The sequence below is a fragment of the Sphingobacterium sp. G1-14 genome (genome assembly GCF_002196555.1).
Classification (GTDB): domain Bacteria; phylum Bacteroidota; class Bacteroidia; order Sphingobacteriales; family Sphingobacteriaceae; genus Sphingobacterium; species Sphingobacterium siyangense.
Window position 1 is genome coordinate 128,741 of record NZ_CP021381.1, and the last position, 18,297, is coordinate 147,037.

Annotated in this window: 18 protein-coding genes; 12 read left to right on the forward strand and 6 right to left on the reverse strand. The window is 36.8% G+C overall.

Annotated elements, in window-relative coordinates; translation table 11 throughout:
- Positions 1–11 precede the first annotated feature (11 nt).
- The 6 genes from CBM24_RS28005 to CBM24_RS00590 all read right to left on the reverse strand — a co-directional run bounded on the left by CBM24_RS28005 (position 12) and on the right by CBM24_RS00590 (position 3,008).
- Complete coding sequence (locus tag CBM24_RS28005) at positions 12–242, reverse strand: hypothetical protein (protein ID WP_088159817.1); 231 nt, start codon at positions 240–242, stop codon at positions 12–14.
- A complete protein-coding gene (locus CBM24_RS27435; RefSeq protein ID WP_198386174.1) occupies positions 160–408 on the reverse strand; it encodes a hypothetical protein in 249 nt (82 codons plus the stop codon). Before CBM24_RS27435 ends, CBM24_RS28005 begins: the two co-directional genes overlap by 83 nt.
- Before the next feature lie 334 nt (positions 409–742).
- Entirely contained in the window at positions 743–1,657 is a 915-nt protein-coding gene (locus CBM24_RS00575; RefSeq protein WP_088159818.1) for an NAD-dependent epimerase/dehydratase family protein, read from the reverse strand.
- 523 nt (positions 1,658–2,180) lie between these two features.
- On the reverse strand, positions 2,181–2,381 hold the full coding sequence (locus CBM24_RS00580) for a hypothetical protein (RefSeq protein WP_088159819.1): 201 nt from the start codon (positions 2,379–2,381) through the stop codon (positions 2,181–2,183).
- Positions 2,382–2,384: 3 nt separating this feature from the next.
- Positions 2,385–2,819 (reverse strand): peroxiredoxin family protein, encoded by a 435-nt coding sequence (locus CBM24_RS00585; protein WP_157698332.1) that lies wholly within the window; start codon positions 2,817–2,819, stop codon positions 2,385–2,387.
- Positions 2,820–2,882: 63 nt separating this feature from the next.
- On the reverse strand, positions 2,883–3,008 hold the full coding sequence (locus CBM24_RS00590) for a DUF5106 domain-containing protein (protein ID WP_088159821.1): 126 nt from the start codon (positions 3,006–3,008) through the stop codon (positions 2,883–2,885).
- A 481-nt stretch (positions 3,009–3,489) separates the two neighbouring features.
- Here CBM24_RS00590 and CBM24_RS00595 point away from each other — a divergent pair, with 481 nt between their 5' ends.
- The 12 genes from CBM24_RS00595 (at position 3,490) to CBM24_RS00645 (ending at position 18,292) form a co-directional block, all read left to right on the forward strand.
- Positions 3,490–6,021, forward strand: a complete 2,532-nt coding sequence (locus tag CBM24_RS00595) for an SLBB domain-containing protein (protein WP_088159822.1) — start codon at positions 3,490–3,492, stop codon at positions 6,019–6,021.
- Between the two features lie 4 nt (positions 6,022–6,025).
- The gene (locus CBM24_RS00600; RefSeq protein ID WP_088159823.1) at positions 6,026–7,105 is read left to right on the forward strand and encodes a lipopolysaccharide biosynthesis protein; all 1,080 of its coding nucleotides are present in this window, start codon (positions 6,026–6,028) and stop codon (positions 7,103–7,105) included.
- A 14-nt stretch (positions 7,106–7,119) separates the two neighbouring features.
- Positions 7,120–8,148: a UDP-N-acetylglucosamine 4,6-dehydratase (inverting) gene (gene pseB, locus CBM24_RS00605; protein ID WP_088159824.1), complete on the forward strand. Its 1,029-nt coding sequence runs from the start codon at positions 7,120–7,122 to the stop codon at positions 8,146–8,148.
- Between the two features lie 9 nt (positions 8,149–8,157).
- A complete protein-coding gene (gene pseC / locus CBM24_RS00610) occupies positions 8,158–9,336 on the forward strand; it encodes a UDP-4-amino-4,6-dideoxy-N-acetyl-beta-L-altrosamine transaminase (protein ID WP_088159825.1) in 1,179 nt (392 codons plus the stop codon).
- Complete coding sequence (locus CBM24_RS00615) at positions 9,326–10,204, forward strand: aldo/keto reductase (RefSeq protein WP_088159826.1); 879 nt, start codon at positions 9,326–9,328, stop codon at positions 10,202–10,204. Before pseC ends, CBM24_RS00615 begins: the two co-directional genes overlap by 11 nt.
- Positions 10,186–10,932 (forward strand): cytidylyltransferase domain-containing protein, encoded by a 747-nt coding sequence (locus CBM24_RS27440; RefSeq protein ID WP_198386011.1) that lies wholly within the window; start codon positions 10,186–10,188, stop codon positions 10,930–10,932. Before CBM24_RS00615 ends, CBM24_RS27440 begins: the two co-directional genes overlap by 19 nt.
- 2 nt (positions 10,933–10,934) lie before the next feature.
- The gene (locus tag CBM24_RS27445; protein ID WP_198386012.1) at positions 10,935–12,245 is read left to right on the forward strand and encodes an aminotransferase class III-fold pyridoxal phosphate-dependent enzyme; all 1,311 of its coding nucleotides are present in this window, start codon (positions 10,935–10,937) and stop codon (positions 12,243–12,245) included.
- A 15-nt stretch (positions 12,246–12,260) separates the two neighbouring features.
- Positions 12,261–13,268 carry a GNAT family N-acetyltransferase gene (locus tag CBM24_RS27110; protein WP_157698333.1) on the forward strand — a complete coding sequence of 336 codons (1,008 nt, stop codon included), beginning with the start codon at positions 12,261–12,263 and terminating at the stop codon, positions 13,266–13,268.
- Positions 13,258–14,295 carry a pseudaminic acid synthase gene (gene pseI, locus CBM24_RS00630; RefSeq protein ID WP_088159827.1) on the forward strand — a complete coding sequence of 346 codons (1,038 nt, stop codon included), beginning with the start codon at positions 13,258–13,260 and terminating at the stop codon, positions 14,293–14,295. Before CBM24_RS27110 ends, pseI begins: the two co-directional genes overlap by 11 nt.
- A 1-nt stretch (position 14,296) precedes the next feature.
- The gene (locus CBM24_RS00635) at positions 14,297–15,553 is read left to right on the forward strand and encodes a hypothetical protein (protein WP_088159828.1); all 1,257 of its coding nucleotides are present in this window, start codon (positions 14,297–14,299) and stop codon (positions 15,551–15,553) included.
- A 140-nt stretch (positions 15,554–15,693) separates the two neighbouring features.
- On the forward strand, positions 15,694–17,061 hold the full coding sequence (locus CBM24_RS00640) for a hypothetical protein (protein WP_232475650.1): 1,368 nt from the start codon (positions 15,694–15,696) through the stop codon (positions 17,059–17,061).
- The gene (locus CBM24_RS00645) at positions 17,030–18,292 is read left to right on the forward strand and encodes a glycosyltransferase (protein ID WP_088159830.1); all 1,263 of its coding nucleotides are present in this window, start codon (positions 17,030–17,032) and stop codon (positions 18,290–18,292) included. Before CBM24_RS00640 ends, CBM24_RS00645 begins: the two co-directional genes overlap by 32 nt.
- Positions 18,293–18,297 lie beyond the last annotated feature (5 nt).

The following is an 18,297-nucleotide window of genomic DNA, read 5'->3' on the forward strand; positions in this document are numbered from 1 at the left end:
CTGGCGTATTTTCAACAATAATAATTGATGCTGCTCGTTAAGAGTTTCTCTCTTCTTTTTGGGAAGATGCCCATGGCCCGAATGAGGAGTCGAAAACGAAGATTTTCCTGCAGCACCTTTGAAAAGTTGCTTTCCTCTTCCTTGACTTCCTTGCTAAGCTTACGCATCTTGCGGAAATACAATTTTGAAAATACAAAAAGAGGGGATATGGCCAAGATCATCAGCGCCAGCATCGGGGCCATGTACCAAAGAAAAGCGACTGAGGCCAATAGTGTCAATCGTGAATTCTTTTCCTTTGAGTTGTTCCCACAACCATGCTGCAGAGCGGTTTAGCGTATAAACTGTTGATAGGTCAACCATATCTTGGCTAGGGGCCACAATCAAATGATCTGAACCTATTGTTCTCAAACTAAATCTGATCTTAATTTTATAAGCTTTAAATATTTTTAACAAGTTAAACTCGATACCTTATATTATCGATACCTTATATTAAAGGCCGCCCGTTGCTAAATTGCATGACGAACTATTAAACGCAAATAGTCTGCTATTTTAGAAACAACCCATTTACTATATGGTGCAATTTTAATCAATGCGTTATCCTATCAAACATAAATAAATTGTGCCTTAAATACACTATAAAAGGCTCGTATTCAAGGTACAATTTTTTATCTTTCTCATACGCTATACGGGCTTAATCGTTTTCCATTCATAAGTCCATAATGAAATAATAAAAGAAATAGTTTTAATGTTGTTGCTTTAATGCACGTATGGTATCACGCAGACCTTCCTTTGCTGTTTTGGGCAAACGTTCTATCTCCAGAGCAACTTTTATTTTTTTGTTTGAAACCACAAGATTGCTTGTCAGTTTTTTTAAACGCCATGTATTTAGTGGAAATGCTCTCGTATGGTCCCCTAGCTTAGATAGAAAGGAGATGATGCGCTTTGGCAAGGGAAAACAAGGGATTTTTAGCCCAGTCTCCTGTTTCATAATTTTCACAATTTCATTTGACGATAAGGTTTCGTCATCGGATAGATGGTAGATTCCTGAACTCAATTTTTCGTTTTGCAAGAGGATCTGTTCGATATAGAAACAAAAGTTATCGATAGAAAGAAAAGAACGTTTATTCTTAAATCGAACCAATGGATAGGGGATTCCTTTACTGACTATGGAGAATAACTGTTTTAAGTTGCCTTTGTCCCCAGCACCATGTACCATGGGCGGACGTAAAATAATTAATTTCTTATCTGTCGGTAACTTCTGACTCAAAAGCCATTCTTCGGCAGCCTGTTTAGATCTGCCGTATGGCGATACGGAGTTGTAGGATGCATTTTCCGAGAGTGATTTTGCAGATTCGACTTCTTCGATAGCTGCCAGTGAACTAATATGAATAAATAACTTTGCCTGTGAGGAAATGAATAGCTCAAAAGCTTTTTTTGCGAGTTCAAAATTAGCAAAAAAGAAATCACTTTCCGTTGCCTTTCCTGTAAAGTCATGCGCTTTACCGACTAAATTGATCATGCAGTCGGCTAAAATATTATCCGTCGCCCAGCTGAGGTTTCTCATGGACACAAAATCACATTGAAATGGATCTTTGAGCTTCGTGCTTAAATGGCTGCCAATGAAGCCAGTTTTTCCCCCTAAAATTAATACTCTCATCTTAATACCCTTAACTCTCTCTGATATTTATATAGCTAAAATAAATATGTTGATTATCTTGTAACTGCGAATTATGTACCCCTTAATATACCGCTAACTGGATTTTACCGTTTTAATTGGTTTTAAATACCTGTAATACAGGTTGCTGTGGCTTATTGCGTTGAGCAATAAAAGTGTTGCCTTGTAGGATCTTTACATATTGTAAAAACTTTCATCACAATTCGAGCTAGTATAATCGTTACAAATATACATATATTTACTTATCTTAATTTACTCAACGTTAAATTTATAGAAAGTGCTACAGCGTGTTGTTAGTTTTTGTAGTATTTCATTCATTTTGAAGAAATAACCTATTCGTTTAGAAAATAGATCTTATTGAATTGAATATTTTATCTGATAGTTTTATAATCTAAAGCTACAGAAAAGATTTATAGGAGTTGTCTTAAGCAGGTTACTTAAATTCAACAATTTTATAGGTTAGTGCTCCTATAAAATTGTTGAATTATAGTTTCAGAATTTCAATTTAGCAGCAATGCGGCGAAACAAACGGATATGGAACCAGTCTTCTTTTGGCCAGTATATTGCTGGCTAAAGCTAGCGATTCCCTACCACCCTTGACACGTATGCGCACCTCCTTGCCTTCACGAAGGATGCGTTGCACTTCAGCAAAATAGTCTTCATTTGAAATAACTCGTGTTCTGCCTTCGCTTGTGTTTTCAGACATTAGCTAAGAATTAGTTTTAACAAAATAAGCAATGACCTGTTGTAAATAGGTATCTTTTAATAGCACCCTTTTATTTTCATCCAAGAGGTAAATCGTTGGTGAAGCTTTGAGGTCGTATAGGTTGAAAGACAATATTTTGCTTTCGCCGTCAAAACCGTTGATCCATTGGTCAGACAGCTGTGACTGATAGTTTTTCCACTTCGTGCGGTCACCCCATGGATCGATCGCGAGTACTTGCACCTGTAATTGTAAAAAGAGCTGTACTAATTGTGGCGTATCACGAAGCTGATGCATGGTTTCTTTGCAATGCGAGCAATCCGGATCATAGAAGGTCAAGAAGGTATATTTTGATTTTGTATCCGATAACTTTTGTTTTTTGCCATTTGCTAGTTCATAAGTAAAGTCTTCGGCAGTTTTTCCCTCTTTATTGCGGAGCACCAATTAATAGGTTGGTCTTTAGGCTTCTTTTTCAAGGTCTGAAAGCAAATCTTTTTTGATTAGTTAGCGCAATACCGATTCGTAACCAATATCATTACGCATGGGCGAATTGCCGTCGTATAAATAATGCTCGTATTGTTTGATGAAATAATCAAAGTCTGTTCGATTGACTTTTGCCTTGTCCAACATGAGGTTGTTGTGCCAGGTTGTTTTTCTGTTTTCCTTTTGTATTGTCTTTATAGGAACAATTGAACAAGGCTATTAGACATATGGATAGCCAAAGATTAAGGATTGGACTTTTTATTTAATTTATGCTTAACTTTACGAAGTTAATAAAACTTTCATTATTCTACTTGAACGAATCTATTCCTGTTCTGTAAGTTTTTATTGACCATTAGAGTAATACGTAATATTGTGCAGCGCCTCGAACGGCCTCCAAATATGGTAAGGGAAAGCAAAAGGAGGTGGTAGGTATTTATATATTGCGTGCTATTCGAAAATTATGTAGTAGCAGAAACCGATATAATGACGTTATAAAATTTTGATGAATCCTTTGACCAGCTGAGCTAAAAGAGGTACAGATGAGGAAAAATGGGTTTCGTTGAGTAAATTTATAAACCATTTAATTAAATAGTTTTACTAATTTTGCGGCAAAATGCCGAAGTATCGAATGAAAAGAATAATATTATGGTTATGTATAGCAGGATTTGTGGGAACAGTATCTGCCCAAACCAATCCTGCGAATATAAAAGTTGATAATCTTAGTGATGCTCAGATTGAGCAATATGTGAAGCAGGCTGCATTAATGGGCTACGATGAAAGCCAATTGGATGGTTTTGCCCGTGCACAAGGGGTGTCTGCCGTGGAAGTTCAGAAATTAAAGGATCGTCTGGTGAAAATCAAAAGGAAGAAACAGCAACCGGATCAGTTAAAGGAATTATCAAATACAAAAAGTAATAGTCAGAGTGGCGTCCGTCAAGTGGGCGGAGTATCGAATTCTGATTCGCTACAAAATAAACAAACGGGTAAGCGAGATTCAGTTGATAGTGAAGAGGGAAAGTTAAAGATTTTTGGTTCGGATCTCTTTAAGAATAACGCCATCACTTTTGAGCCAAATCTACGTATGGCTACCCCCAGTTCCTATATTATTGGTCCAGACGATGAAATTCTGTTAGATATTACAGGCGATAATGAAGCTTCGTATAAACTTCCCGTAAGCCCTGATGGAACTATTAAAATCGAATATGTAGGTCAGATCAATGTCGCCGGTTTATCCATCGCAGCGGCCAAAAGTAAAATAGAACAACGTTTGAGCGGCACTTATCCAGCCCTAAGGTCTGGACGTACACAGGTGAGTGTCACCATTGGTAATATCCGCACTATACGTGTTACATTAACTGGCGCAGCCACAAAACCGGGTACCTATAGTTTACCCTCTTTGGCAACCGTATTTAACGCGCTCTACGCTGCAGGAGGGCCTAATAAAAATGGAACGTACCGTAAGATTCAAGTTATCCGCGACAATAGGGTGATCAGCACGATCGATGTGTACGATTTTTTGGCGAATGGCATTCAACAAGGGAATATCCGATTACAAGATCAGGATATAATTCATATTCCAGTGTATGGTGCACGTGTACAATTTGAAGGTGAAGTAAAAAGGCCTGCAATTTTCGAAACGGTTCCGGGAGAATCGCTTTCTGATATCCTACGTTATGCTGGAGATTTTACAGAAAATGCCTATAGTGCTAAAGTCAAAGTTTTGCAAACAACAGGCCGTGAACGCAGTGTACAGGATATCTATGCCGATCAATTTGCCAATTATATGCCTAAAAGCGGCGATCAATATATCGTAGAACCCATATTGGAGCGTTTTGCCAATCGTATTAGTGTATTAGGGGCCGTATTTCGTCCTGGGATATTTGGTTTGGAGCCAGGTATGACTCTTAAACAAGTATTGGAAATGGCTGATGGCGTACGCGAAGACGCCTTTTTGGAACGCGGGATCATCAATCGTTTGAAAGCAGATAATACATCCGAATTGATCAATTTTAATGTACACGATATCCTAGCCGGAACTGTAGCAGATATTCCTTTAAAAAGAGAAGATAAGATTGAAATTGCTTCAATTTTTGATTTAAGAGACGAATATAAATTTACTGTACAAGGAGAAGTTCGCTTTCCCGGAGATTTTCCATTTGCGAGCAATGCTACGTTGGGAGACCTTATTCAGAAAGCTGGGGGATTGACTGAAGCGGCTAAAAATGCACGGGTAGAAATTGCTCGACGTATACAAAACCTAGATGTGAATGATCATCGCTCGTCAAAAACCATTTTAGTGGATATTAAAGATGGGGTCTTATTGGATCCTGCATTGACCTTACAACCTTATGATGTCATCTCAATTTTGGGCGATGCCGGTTTCCGTACGCAGCGTCAGGTAAAAATTGAAGGGGAGGTACTTTATCCAGGCTTCTATACAATTGCACGCGAGGATGAACGTATTTCGGATATTATTAAGCGCGCAGGAGGTTTGACGCCTTATGCTTATACAGAAGGGGCTTCTTTGAAACGTACAGGTATGTCCAAATTAAAGGCAGCGGAGAAGAAAGAGAAAGAGCGTTTGAAAAGAGAGCTCGAAAAGGATAGTCTTGATATTGATGAAAAAGATGGCAAAACGGCAAAATATAAAGATCTTGAAGAAGAGAATGGAGATAATTCGAAAGCAAAAAGTAGCGCTTTAGCAAAAGTATCACAACAAGGAACCTCAGCTTCGGATATTGAACCGAGTGACCTTGTGGGTATTGAATTGAATAAAATCTTAGAAAAACCTTATGAAAAAGGGGATCTTTTGGTTTTAGATGGTGATATTATCAATGTTCCAAAGGAATTGGAAACAGTAAAAGTTGTAGGTGAGGTTTTGAACCCCAATAACGTTATTTACGTGAAAGGGAAGAACTTAAAATATTACGTGAACCAGGCTGGCGGGTTTACAGATAATGCCCTAAAAAAACGTGTCTTTGTTCAATATGCGAATGGCGCCGTAAAGGGGAAAGATGGTGGGTACCCAGAGGTAAAACCAGGGGCTGAAATCGTTGTTCCTAAGAGAGCACCTAGAGAGCGCATGACTGCACAGGGTTGGGTAGGACTAGGTACGGGAATTGCTTCGTTAGCAGCTATTATTGTTTCTTTATTACGTTAATCAAATGAATCAAGGAAATAATAATTGTGAAAGAGTTGGGAGTGACGAAATTTCAATAAAAGAGCTCGTTTTCAAGTTAAAGAAACCATTTAATTATCTAATTTCTAAATGGTATATTTTATTAATAGCTGGAGTAATTTGTGGAATAATTGGTTTTTGGTATGCTAAGAGTAAAAAAACTATTTATACCGCGACAACGACATTCGTGCTGGAGACAGGAGACCAAGGAGGTGGATTAGGACAGTATGCCGGTGTTGCAGCTATGGTAGGGATAGATTTACAGGGTGGGGGAAACGGTATTTTTCAAGGAGAAAATCTTTTGGAATTATACAAATCCCAAAAAATGATTGAGGCTGCACTACTTCAAAACGCAAGTACAGAATCTCACAAAACACTTCTGGATCAATACCTCAATCAGGAACATATTAAAGAAAATTGGATAAAAAATTCGCCTGATCTTCTTAAAATAAATTTTAATAATACAACACAACCAGATAAACTATTACAAAGAAAAAGGGATAGTGTTGTTACTGCTGTAGTATCCGATATTAAGCGGAATGCACTTGACGTTGGAAAGTTAGATAAGAAATTGTCTCTACTAAAAATTGCGGTAAGATCAGATGATGAATCTTTTGCGCAGGAATTGAATATCTCCTTAGTCGATCAAGTGAATGATTTTTATGTCCGGACAAAAACCAAAAAGTCTCTTGAGACAGTTAAAATTTTACAAAATAAGGTGGATTCGGTTCGATCGGTTATGAACGGTGCAATTTCATCTGCCGCAATCACTGTTGATCAGACCCCCAACTTAAACCCCGCTAGGCAGGCGCAGAGAATTGCTCCGGTTCAACGATCTCAATTTTCTGCAGAGACAAATAAAGCTATTTTAGGCCAATTGGTCCAACATTTAGAAATGTCGAAAATGAATCTTTTGAAGGATTCTCCACTGATTCAGATAGTGGATGAACCGAGATTGCCGTTAGAAAACGACAAAATAGCTTTGCTTAAAGCTGCCGTGATGGCTTTTATTATGGGAGCATTTATAGCAGGGTTGACCCTTTTATTTAAAGGGATTATTAAATAACAGAATAATTCGTAATGAATGAAATAATCATGAATTTAGCAAATAAATCAGTACTAATTACAGGAGGAACAGGATCTCTTGGCAAAGCATTAACTAAGCATATTTTGCAACAATATCCAGAGGTAAAAAGATTAGTGATTTTTTCTCGGGATGAGCAAAAGCAGTTTCAAATGGCTCAGGAATATCCAGAATCGCTATACCCGCAGGTACGTTTTTTTATAGGAGATGTTCGGGATAAAAGCAGGCTTGTTCGTGCGATGAAGGGAATCGATTATGTAATACATGCCGCAGCAATGAAACATGTTCACATCGCGGAGTATAACCCAGATGAATGTGTTAAAACGAATATTCATGGTGCACAAAATGTAATTGATGCTTGCTTAGAAACAGATGTTGAGCGTGTAGTGGCACTATCTACTGATAAAGCGTGTGCTCCTATTAACTTATATGGTGCAACAAAACTAGCTTCGGACAAATTATTTGTTGCTGCAAATAATATCAAAGGAAATAATCCAATCCGGTTTTCTGTGGTTAGATATGGTAACGTTATGGGGTCGAATGGTTCTGTAATTCCCTTTTTTATCAACAAGAAACAAGAAGGTATTTTGCCCATTACAGATGCAAATATGACAAGGTTTAACATATCACTTAGCGGCGGTGTCGATATGGTCATGCATGCACTTTTTACGGCATGGGGAGGAGAAATCTTTGTGCCTAAAATATCATCTTATAAGATTATGGACGTAGCTGAGGCGATAGGGCCGGAATGTGAGCATAAGGTGGTCGGTATTCGTCCTGGGGAAAAGATACATGAAGAAATGATAACACCGTCCGACTCCTTTAATACCTATGATTTGGGAAAATATTATGTTATACTTCCTGCTGTTACAAATTGGAGTTTATCTAATTTTATTTCAACATTTAACGCTGAGAAAGTTAAACTAGGCTTTAAATATAATTCTGGTGAGAATACAGATTGGGAAACGGTTGATTCATTGAGGAGTTTGATCGTTGAGCATGTGGATCCAAGTTTTACAATATAATCTTTAATTATGGCGATACCATACGGAAAACAGCATATTACGCAAGAAGATATCCAAGTTGTTATAGAAACTTTGCAATCTGATTTTTTGACTCAAGGGCCAAAAATTCTAGAATTTGAAGAAGCGTTTGCAAAATATGTCGGTGCAAAATATGCAGTTGCGGTAGCCAATGGAACTGCAGCTCTACATTTATGTGCTTTGGCTTTGGATGTTAAGGAAGGCCAAAAAGTGATCACTACGCCTATTACCTTCGCCGCTTCCGCGAATTGCATTCGTTATTGTGGCGGAGATGTTATTTTTGCAGATATAGATCCAAAAACCTATTTGTTAGATATTAATTCCGTCAGGGATTTGCTTGAAGCTGCCCCAAAAGGGACGTATGCTGGAATAATTCCTGTTGATTTTGCCGGTAGGCCAGTAGACTTAGAGGCATTTAGAATACTAGCCGATGAGTTCGGTTTGTGGATTATTGAAGATGCCTGTCATGCGCCAGGAGGATATTTTATCGATTCTAAAGCTAATAAGCAGCTTTGTGGAAATGGTGTTTTTGCCGATTTGGCAATCTTTTCGTTTCATCCCGTCAAGCACATAGCTTCAGGGGAGGGAGGAATGATAACTACTAACGATGAATTTTTATATCGTAGGTTACTTCAGTTGAGAACGCATGGAATCGTGAAAAACGATGATGCTTATCAAAATTCTATCGAATTCGCCGGCGGAAAAGATTCATATCCTCAATGGTATATGGAAATGCAAATGCTAGGCTATAATTATCGAATCACCGATTTTCAGGCGGCATTAGGTAATAGCCAGTTGAAACGAGCGGAGCAAGGACTTGAAAGGCGAAAGGAAATAGCCTCGATCTATAGCAAGGCTTTTGCTACCATTCCGAATATTAAGGGACAGTCTGGTGATGTTGATGGACATGCGTATCATTTATATGTTATTGAAGTTCCTAAAAGGAAAGAATTATACGATTATTTGCGTGCCAACGATGTGTTCGCGCAGATTCATTATATTCCTTGCCATTTAATGCCGTATTATAGACAGCTGGGCTGGAAAGAAGGCGATCGGCCTAACGCTGAAAAGTATTACAAACAGTGTATAAGCTTGCCAATGTATCCTACCTTAACACAAGATGAACAGCAAATCGTTATTGATTTAATTGCAAAATTTTATGCTGAATAAGCTAATTTTAGGTACAGTTCAGCTCGGGTTGCCATACGGTATTAACAATGTGCATGGACAGATAACGCTAGATAATAGTTTGACATTATTAGAGGAAGCATTCAAATCAGGAATTACATTCTTGGACACGGCAGAAGCTTATGGTAATGCGCATGAAATTATTGGTTTGTTTCATCGTAGGAATGCTTCTGCGCGCTTTAATATATTAACAAAGCTGCCGCATGAGTTTGCGGAGCAAATTGACGATAAAGTTGAAAGGTATCTTAACGACTTGCAGGTCGATAGCCTATATGGTTTTTCTTTTCATTCTTTCGACTCCTATAAGGGTAAAATAAAAGACGTTTGTAGACAGCTTCGTAAATTGAAAGAAAAGGGACACATTAATAAGATAGGTGTTTCAGTTTATACAAATGAAGAAGCAATAAAATCGATTGAAGATCCTTTAATCGATTTCATCCAGATGCCGTATAATCTTTTTGATAATTGTCATCTTCGAAATGAGGTTTTAGAAAAGGCATCAAATTCGAATAAAGAGATCCATACGCGATCCAGTTTCCTACAGGGGCTGTTCTTTATGTCTCCTGAAAGTGAAAATCCGGTTGCAAGATCTTTAAAAGAGGAATTGTCACTTATTAATGGTATTGCCGAAAGGTATGACATATCAATACAAGATTTGGCTCTCCATTATGCTTTTGAAAATAGGAAGATCAATAGCATATTAATAGGGGTAGATAATTGGGCGCAATTGCTGCAGAATATTGTAAGTTTACAAAGAAGCGTCCCAAAAGAAGCTTTAATGGAGGTCGAAAGAATTAAAATAAAAGATATAGATTTAATTAATCCTACATTATGGAACAAGCTAACGTAGTATTGATTACGCAGGCTCGTACAGGTAGTACCAGGTTGCCAGGTAAAGTGCTGATGGAAATTGATCATGAGCCGCTGTTGATCATACATTTAAATAGGATAAGAAAGGCGCATAGAGTCGATAAAGTAATCGTTGCAACAACTGATAATACAGCGGATAAAATAATAAGGGATATTTCCGAGCAAAATAATTTCTATTGCTTTGCTGGTTCTGAAAATGATGTTCTTGATCGCTTTTATCAAAGTATTAAAAATGAAAGACCCACATGGGTTGTAAGGGTTACATCAGATTGCCCACTTATAGATCCAGATCTAATAGATGCAGTGATTTCTTGCGCGTTAGTGAACGATGTTGACTATTGCTCAACGGGAATTATAGAAAACTTTCCCGATGGGCAGGATGTTGAAGTATTTAAATTTAGCGCCTTGGAAAGGGCTTGGAAAGAAGCATCTTTATTGTCTGAAAGAGAACATGTAACTCCTTATATTCGGAATTCTAAAAACGGATTTACATGTTTAGATTTCCCTTGTTCTGCAGATTATTCCAAAGTGCGCATGACTGTGGATGAACAGGTAGATTTTAATGTAATTGAGCAGCTAATTTTAGCACTTGGGAAGGACGCTTCTTGGTTAGATTACACGAAATATTTATTAAATTCTAGTATTTCTGACCTAAACGCAGGAATTATTAGAAATGAAGGTTATCTCAAATCGTTAAAAAAAGATTAATAATGGGAAAAGGACAAGAATTATATCAGAAAGCAAAAACTCTTATTCCAGGAGGGACGATGTTGCTGTCAAAAAGGCCAGAAATGTTTTTACCTGATTTGTGGCCTGCATATTATTCCAAATCCAAAGGTTGTCAAGTATGGGACCTGGATGGTAATATGTTTTATGATACTTCTTTAATGGGAGTTGGTACAAATACGTTGGGATATGCCGATAAACGGGTAGATACAGCTGTAGAGGGTGTTGTTGCTGCTGGAAATATGACTACTTTAAATTGCCCAGAAGAAGTCTATTTAGCTGAAAAATTAATTGAGATTAATCCATGGGCTGATATGGTGCGTTTCGCTAGAAGTGGTGGTGAGGCAAACGCTATTGCTATCCGAATTGCACGTGCGGCTTCGGGTAAAGATAAAGTAGCGATTTGCGGATATCATGGCTGGCATGATTGGTATTTATCGGTGAATCTAAATGAGCGGGGGGATGACCTTTCAAACCATTTATTGTCAGGATTAAGTATAGCGGGAGTTCCTCAGCACCTCAAGAACTCAGTTTATCCTTTCATGTATAATGATTTTGATGAATTGTTGAACATCGTAAACAAACAAGATATAGGCGTAATAAAGATGGAAGTCGTGCGGAATTTTGGGCCTACAAATGACTTTCTTCAAAAAGTCCGTGACTTAGCAACAGAGCGAAACATTGTTCTAATATTTGATGAATGTACATCCGGGTTCCGAGAAACATATGGGGGGATATTTAAAAAGTACGGTGTTGAACCGGATTTAACAGTATTTGGAAAAACAATCGCTAATGGATATGCATTAACAGCAATCGTTGGAAAACGTGCTGTTATGGAAGCGGCTCAAGCAACATTTATTAGTAGTACTTTTTGGACAGAAAGAATTGGACCGACAGCTGCATTGGCGGCCCTTAAAGCCATCGAAGAAGAAAGATCTTATGAACAGATTACCATGATAGGAAAAACTATTCAAGAAGGTTGGAAAAAGCTAGCAGATCTACATAATTTAAAAATTACAGTTTCAGGTATTCCGGCTTTAAGTACTTATTCTTTTGATAGTCCAAACGCATTGATATATAAAACGTTCATCACTCAGGAAATGTTAAAGAAAGGGTTTTTGGCCAGTACAAATTTTTATGCTTGCATTAGACATTCACAAGAAATAATTGACCAATACTTTAATGAGCTTGATACAGTTTATGAGCATATAGCAGCCGTAGAAAGTGATATTGATCCCATTGAAAATCTGCTCGAAGGGGAGGTTTGTCATGCTGGATTCAAACGGTTGAATTAGTAAAATAGTAAAGTAATGCAAAGGTACTTTAAAGCTTTAGAAAATCAGGTTTTTTCTATTGGACGTCATTCCTTGGTGCCAATTAGATTTGAAGATCGAATGGAAATTATGACGTGGCGTAATGAGCAAATCTACCACTTACGACAAGATAAAGTATTGACGATACAAGATCAAGATAGTTACTTTAGAAATGTTGTCGATAAATTATTCGAAGAAAGTGAGCCTACGCAGCTGTTATTCTCCTTTTTGGAGGATAACAAGTGTATTGGATATGGAGGTTTGGTTCATATTAATTGGATAGATAAGAATGCAGAGATATCTTTTATAATAAACACCCAACTGGAAGAGCAACTTGCTTATTATTGGCATTTATATTTACAATTGATTGAAAAGGTTGCTTTTAATGATTTGAAATTGCATAAAGTTTATACCTATGCCTTTGATGTGAGACCGCAATTGTATTCCATTTTATTACAATCTGGGTATAATGAAGATGCTAGATTAAAAGATCACTGTCTTTTCAGGGATAATTATATAGATGTTTTGATACATTTTAAAATCAATGGTGCTTTTCACTTAAGGAGAGCGCTTTATACTGATGTTAATATTACATTTAAATGGGCCAATGATCCCTTGGTTAGAAAATTTTCACTCACACAGTCTCCAATAACATGGGAAAGTCATCTGGAATGGTATAGAAAAAAAATGATAGATAATAACTGTGCTTATTTTATAGTAATGCACGAAAACATACCCATTGGATCGCTGCGGTTAGATGTCAGCAATACTGTGGCGACAATTAGTTATCTTTTGGATCCTATTGCCCATGGAAAAGGATTCGGGACGAAAGTTCTAAAAGCTGCACAAGAACTATGTACGTTTTTTAATATAAACATTGAAAAGCTCTTTGGTGTTGTTAAAAAGGAAAATATAGCATCTATCAAGATCTTTGAAAAATTAGGATACCAAAGTGAAGAAAACCTAGATACTTATTATTTTGAGAAAAAATTAAATGCAAATTAAAAATTTTAAAATAGATAGTGAGAGTGCTGTATTTATAATCGCAGAACTTTCGGCTAACCATAACGGGAATTTGTCTACAGCCTTGGAAACAGTGCGAGCAGCAAAAAGGGCTGGGGCGAATTGTATTAAGTTACAAACATATACAGCCGATACTATAACAATAGATTCTCGGAAAGATGATTTTTTAATAAAGGGAACTATCTGGGATGGATGTAATTTACACGATCTTTACAAAGAGGCATATACACCATGGGAATGGCATAAAGAGATTTTTGATCTTGCCGAAAAAGAAGGACTTATTTGTTTTTCATCACCATTCGATGCGACATCGGTTGATTTTTTGGAATCTTTAGATACACCCGCTTATAAAATCGCATCATTTGAGATAACAGATATCCCGTTGATTGAGCTGATTGCTTCAAAAGGAAAGCCGGTTGTGATTTCAACTGGAATTGCTTCAGAAGAAGACATTAAACTAGCCTTGGATGCATGTTACCGTATGGGGAATACCGATATTGCCTTGCTAAAATGCACATCCTCTTATCCCGCTCCTATTGAAGAAGCGAATATGGTGATGATCAAGGATTTTGCTGATAGATTCGGTGTGATTACGGGGTTGTCGGATCATACAATGGGGGCTACAGTGCCAATTGTGGCGACTTGCTTTGGCGCCAAAATTATTGAAAAGCATTTCATTCTTGACCGTTCAATAGGAGGACCTGACGCTTCATTTTCAATGAACGAGCAGGAGTTCACCGAAATGGTTAAAGCTGTACGGGAAGCAGAATCAGCAATAGGGAAAGTGACTTACGACTTGACAGATAAACAAATTAAAGGCAAAGATTTTTCACGGTCGCTATATTTCGTAGAGAACGTAGCTGAGGGAGATTTGATAACAACGGAAAATGTGAGGTCCATTCGTCCTGGATTTGGATTACATCCGAAATATTTATCAGCAATATTGGGGAAACATGTGAATAAGGCTCTCGAAAAAGGCACGAGGGTTAGTTTTGATGATATTTATTAAAATGCAAAAAGGTAATCATTATTTGAATTCTATTTCTACTGAACTCGCTGAACAGGAACTATTCGACATATTTTTATATGAGAGCAATGGGATTCTTTATAACTATGGCGACCATCAGAAGGGAAATGTTCATAGCAGATTTAATTTGCTCAAAAGTCTTGCTACCCGATGGATTCTGAAGATCAAATCGGTGGTCTCAGGCACTTTAAAGAAGGAACCAACAGATTTAATTATTAGTAATGCCTATGTGACGGTACCCCTTGGAACTAGAATAGTGGCGCCACCATGGTCGGCGTCGTTCAGAAACAACGTTTATCCTGGAAATGTTTATAAAACGATTAATGCAATTAATAAAGTCCGTAATGCGCGGAGCCTAAGGGCAATTTATAGTAAAGAATTTTATAATCTTATCAAAGCGTATAAGCGGTGTATTGAAGAGTTTGTGAAAAAAAATAAGCTAAAGGCTGCATTTTTTCCAAATGATTTATCATTTTATGAAAATTTGACGATTCATACACTTAACGGAATTGGCATTCCTACGTTTGTGTATTTGCATGGCTTACCTGCGCGGTATAATCGTATTGACGATAATCGCGCAAAATATCTGGTTGTTTGGGGAGAGGGTATAAAGAAAAATTATGTAGATGCGGGTGTAGATCCTGATAAAATTTTAACATTAAAGCATCCCGTTTATCACAGTTTTCAGTTCACATCCTTGCGCTCATCCTTGGACAACATTTTGGTATTGACGAAAGCAATCAATGGTACACCCAGTTCCTCAGATTTCCTCAACTTGCCTAATCGTTCGGTATCGTTAACTTATCTTGAAAAAGTTAAAAGTATGTTGGGGAAGGTCGGTGTAAAGAAAGCTAATTTAAGATTACATCCTTCCGAGAATGCTGATTTCTATAGAAAGAATTTAATTGACGATTTTTTTACCATAAGTGAAGATTCTAAAGAGGATTGCCTCAAAAACGCATCTTTAGTGGTTGGCCCAACATCTACGATGGTATTGGATGCGATACTTGCAAATGTAAACTATATATTATTTGATCCAGTTGAAAACGACCTTACACTAGAAGGTTTGAAACTCGTCTCACCTTTTGACGGGAAGTCTTTTATCAAACTTACAGTCACTGAAGCTGATTTTGTAGCAAATTTTACTCATCCTTTGGAGAATATCAACAAAGATCTTTTAAACGATTATTTCGAAACGACTTCTGAAGATCAGGTACTTATTAACCTGGTAGGGGCATGAAAGGGATATTAAAAATCTATTTTTGGCAGATACTCTCCTTGGTGTCGGGATTTGCCACGATGTTTATCGTTACACCTTATCTGTCGTCAAACCAAAACTATTTCGGGATTTATAGTTTCGTTATCTCTTTAAATTTATTTTTGTCATATGCGGATTTTGGTTTTTTATCAGCGGGCATAAAATATGCCGCCGAAGCATTTATTCAAAAAGATAAAGAACAGGAATATAAAATTTTGGGCTTTGTCTTATTCATTATGTTCACCATGTTTGCTCTTTTTGCGGTAATGATTTTCTATGGTTACCTAAACCCATCAATCGCCCTTAAAGGAATAGAATCGGCAGATGAGCTTCAAGTGGCAAAAGATCTTTTGTTGATATTTTTGGCCTCTTTGCCAATTACTCTTTTGCATCGGATCATCCAGCTTATTTTTAATATCAGACTCGAAGATTTTAAATACCAGCGAGTTTACGCCATCGTTAATTTAGTAAAAATAGGAATAGCTGTAATTTTATTTCATTTTTTTGAATATCCAATTATTACGTATTATTTTATTTTTCAATTGTTAAATCTTGTTGTCGTTCTCATTGGATTTCTTTTAGCAAAAAAAGATTACGACTATAATTTTAAGCTTTTCTTTAAATATTGCAAATTCAATAAGGTGATTTATAGTAAGATTAAGGGACTAGCCTATGGTAGCCTGATACTGACAATTTCATGGGTTTTATATTATGAAATAGATAGCATCGTTATCGCAAAAATAGCGCGTTTGAAGGACGTTGCGCTATTCAGTGTATGTCTGAGCTTGATGACCTTTGCCAGGTCACTTTTCGGTATAATATATAATCCCTTTTCTGTTAAATTCAATCACTATATTGGTTTAGGATTGACAGATAAATTGAACTTAGCTTATCGAACGGTTATTTTATTTGGTATTCCTTTGTCCATTTTTGCAACGCTAATTGTCGTGTTCTCAATGGATAAGTTAATCCTACTTTGGGTTGGGGATCAATATGAACAAGCGATCTCGATTATGAAAATTATGTTTTTGATATATTTTTTTAACTTTGTTACTTCTCCTGGAGGAATAGCTGTTGTGGCTAAAAATAAATTGAAAGCGATGTATTTTGTTAGTATATTTTTGCCACTAATCTATTGGGGCGGAGTAGTTTTTACTTTCGACAGGTTAGGAATGCTTTCCTTTGCAATTTTCAAGCTTGTAGCGTTTGCCCTGTATGCTTGTTTTTATTTGTATTTTAGTAGCAGATATATGGCGCTTGACTGGAAGGATTTTGTATTAAAAAATGCTGCTGGCATTGTGTTGGGGATAGTTATTATAGTGGTAATATCGTCTACTATTGGGCCACTTTTGCCCCTAAAGAAAAGTATGGCTCACTTGCTAATTTATTTTTCATATGTTGGCGGGCTTTTTATGCTTACCTGTTTAGCTTTTTTTGCTTTTAGTAAAGATTTTAGAGATGCACTCACCACTATGTTGGGGAGAAGATAGTTTTTTGATTATGGGAAAAAGATTATTGGTATATAGTGATTGTTATATCTATGGAGGTAGCGAAAGGTTGATGTCCTTTTTAGTTAAGAATTCAGTTCTTTCAAAAAACTATGAAATTACTTTTGCATATAGAGCACATAAACAATATTCATCGGCCATGGAATCAGATTTTGGTTCCTTTAAAGGAAAAATTATCCCTTTAAAATTGGTTTCCAATGATACTATTAACCACAATATCACAAGGAAAACTTACACTTTCCTTACAATTTTAACAAAGATAGTATTAACCTCATTTTATTATTCTGGTTTCTATTTTCTTTTTAATAGTATAAAGTTTATACAGATGCTGCGTGATGTTAAACCAGATATATTACACATCAATAATGGTGGCTATCCTGCTGCTAGGACCTGTTCGCAATTGGCTATCGTCGCTAAGCTTTTTGGTGTTGAAAAAATTGTTTACCAGGTCAATAATCAAGCTAGAAAGCCGAAGTTCTTTGGGTACCTTATTAATCCGATTGTTAACTTGTGTGTAGGGAACTTTGTTACCGCTTCTAACCTAGCAAAATTTAACCTTTCTGTGAATGGGGGTTTTAAACCTGAGAAGATTACACTAGTAAAAAATGTCGTAATGGCGAAGCCTTTAAGCTCTAATCGTGAATCTTTATTGCAATTTTACAGTTTGCAGAAAGATGTTTTGATTTTGGTTCAGGTCGCATTTTTGACCAAGCGAAAAGGACAGATAAATGCGATAAAAGCTTTACATCGTTTAAAGATGAACAATAGTAGGAGATTTGTATTGTTTTTGATTGGTGATGGAGAAGATAGATCAGATCTTGAAAAAGCAATCGTTGACATGGAGCTTAAGAATGATGTTTTTATGCTTGGCAACCGAAACGATTATCATGAATTTCTTGCAATAGCTGATTTTGTTTTGATGCCTTCTATCCAGGATGAGGATATGCCTTTGGTGGTGATAGAATCAATATTATTGCACAAGGTTATTATAGCAACTAATTTTGCCGGAATAGGAGAGGTGATCGAAGATCAGCATTCTGGCATACTACTAAATCCTTCCTCTTCTAATCTGGCAGAGGAGATCGCTGAGAGCGTTATGGCATTGGTTTCAGATAATATTAAAAGGGAAAGTATAATTCAAAATGTAGCTAGTGCGGCATCACAATTCTCAGAAGAGAATTATGGGAAGCAATTGCTAGCCATATATAGATAAGATAA

Excerpts from the sequence above, each read along its gene's own strand:
- CBM24_RS28005 (WP_088159817.1), bottom strand. The coding sequence starts at position 242 with ATGGCCCCGATGCTGGCGCTGATGATCTTGGCCATATCCCCTCTTTTT.
- CBM24_RS00575 (WP_088159818.1), bottom strand. The coding sequence starts at position 1,657 with ATGAGAGTATTAATTTTAGGGGGAAAAACTGGCTTCATTGGCAGCCAT.
- CBM24_RS00580 (WP_088159819.1), bottom strand. The coding sequence starts at position 2,381 with ATGTCTGAAAACACAAGCGAAGGCAGAACACGAGTTATTTCAAATGAA.
- CBM24_RS00590 (WP_088159821.1), bottom strand. The coding sequence starts at position 3,008 with ATGTTGGACAAGGCAAAAGTCAATCGAACAGACTTTGATTATTTCATC.
- CBM24_RS00595 (WP_088159822.1), top strand. The coding sequence starts at position 3,490 with ATGAAAAGAATAATATTATGGTTATGTATAGCAGGATTTGTGGGAACA.
- CBM24_RS00600 (WP_088159823.1), top strand. The coding sequence starts at position 6,026 with ATGAATCAAGGAAATAATAATTGTGAAAGAGTTGGGAGTGACGAAATT.
- pseB (WP_088159824.1), top strand. The coding sequence starts at position 7,120 with ATGAATGAAATAATCATGAATTTAGCAAATAAATCAGTACTAATTACA.
- pseC (WP_088159825.1), top strand. The coding sequence starts at position 8,158 with ATGGCGATACCATACGGAAAACAGCATATTACGCAAGAAGATATCCAA.
- CBM24_RS00615 (WP_088159826.1), top strand. The coding sequence starts at position 9,326 with ATGCTGAATAAGCTAATTTTAGGTACAGTTCAGCTCGGGTTGCCATAC.
- CBM24_RS27440 (WP_198386011.1), top strand. The coding sequence starts at position 10,186 with ATGGAACAAGCTAACGTAGTATTGATTACGCAGGCTCGTACAGGTAGT.
- CBM24_RS27445 (WP_198386012.1), top strand. The coding sequence starts at position 10,935 with ATGGGAAAAGGACAAGAATTATATCAGAAAGCAAAAACTCTTATTCCA.
- CBM24_RS27110 (WP_157698333.1), top strand. The coding sequence starts at position 12,261 with ATGCAAAGGTACTTTAAAGCTTTAGAAAATCAGGTTTTTTCTATTGGA.
- pseI (WP_088159827.1), top strand. The coding sequence starts at position 13,258 with ATGCAAATTAAAAATTTTAAAATAGATAGTGAGAGTGCTGTATTTATA.
- CBM24_RS00635 (WP_088159828.1), top strand. The coding sequence starts at position 14,297 with ATGCAAAAAGGTAATCATTATTTGAATTCTATTTCTACTGAACTCGCT.
- CBM24_RS00645 (WP_088159830.1), top strand. The coding sequence starts at position 17,030 with ATGCACTCACCACTATGTTGGGGAGAAGATAGTTTTTTGATTATGGGA.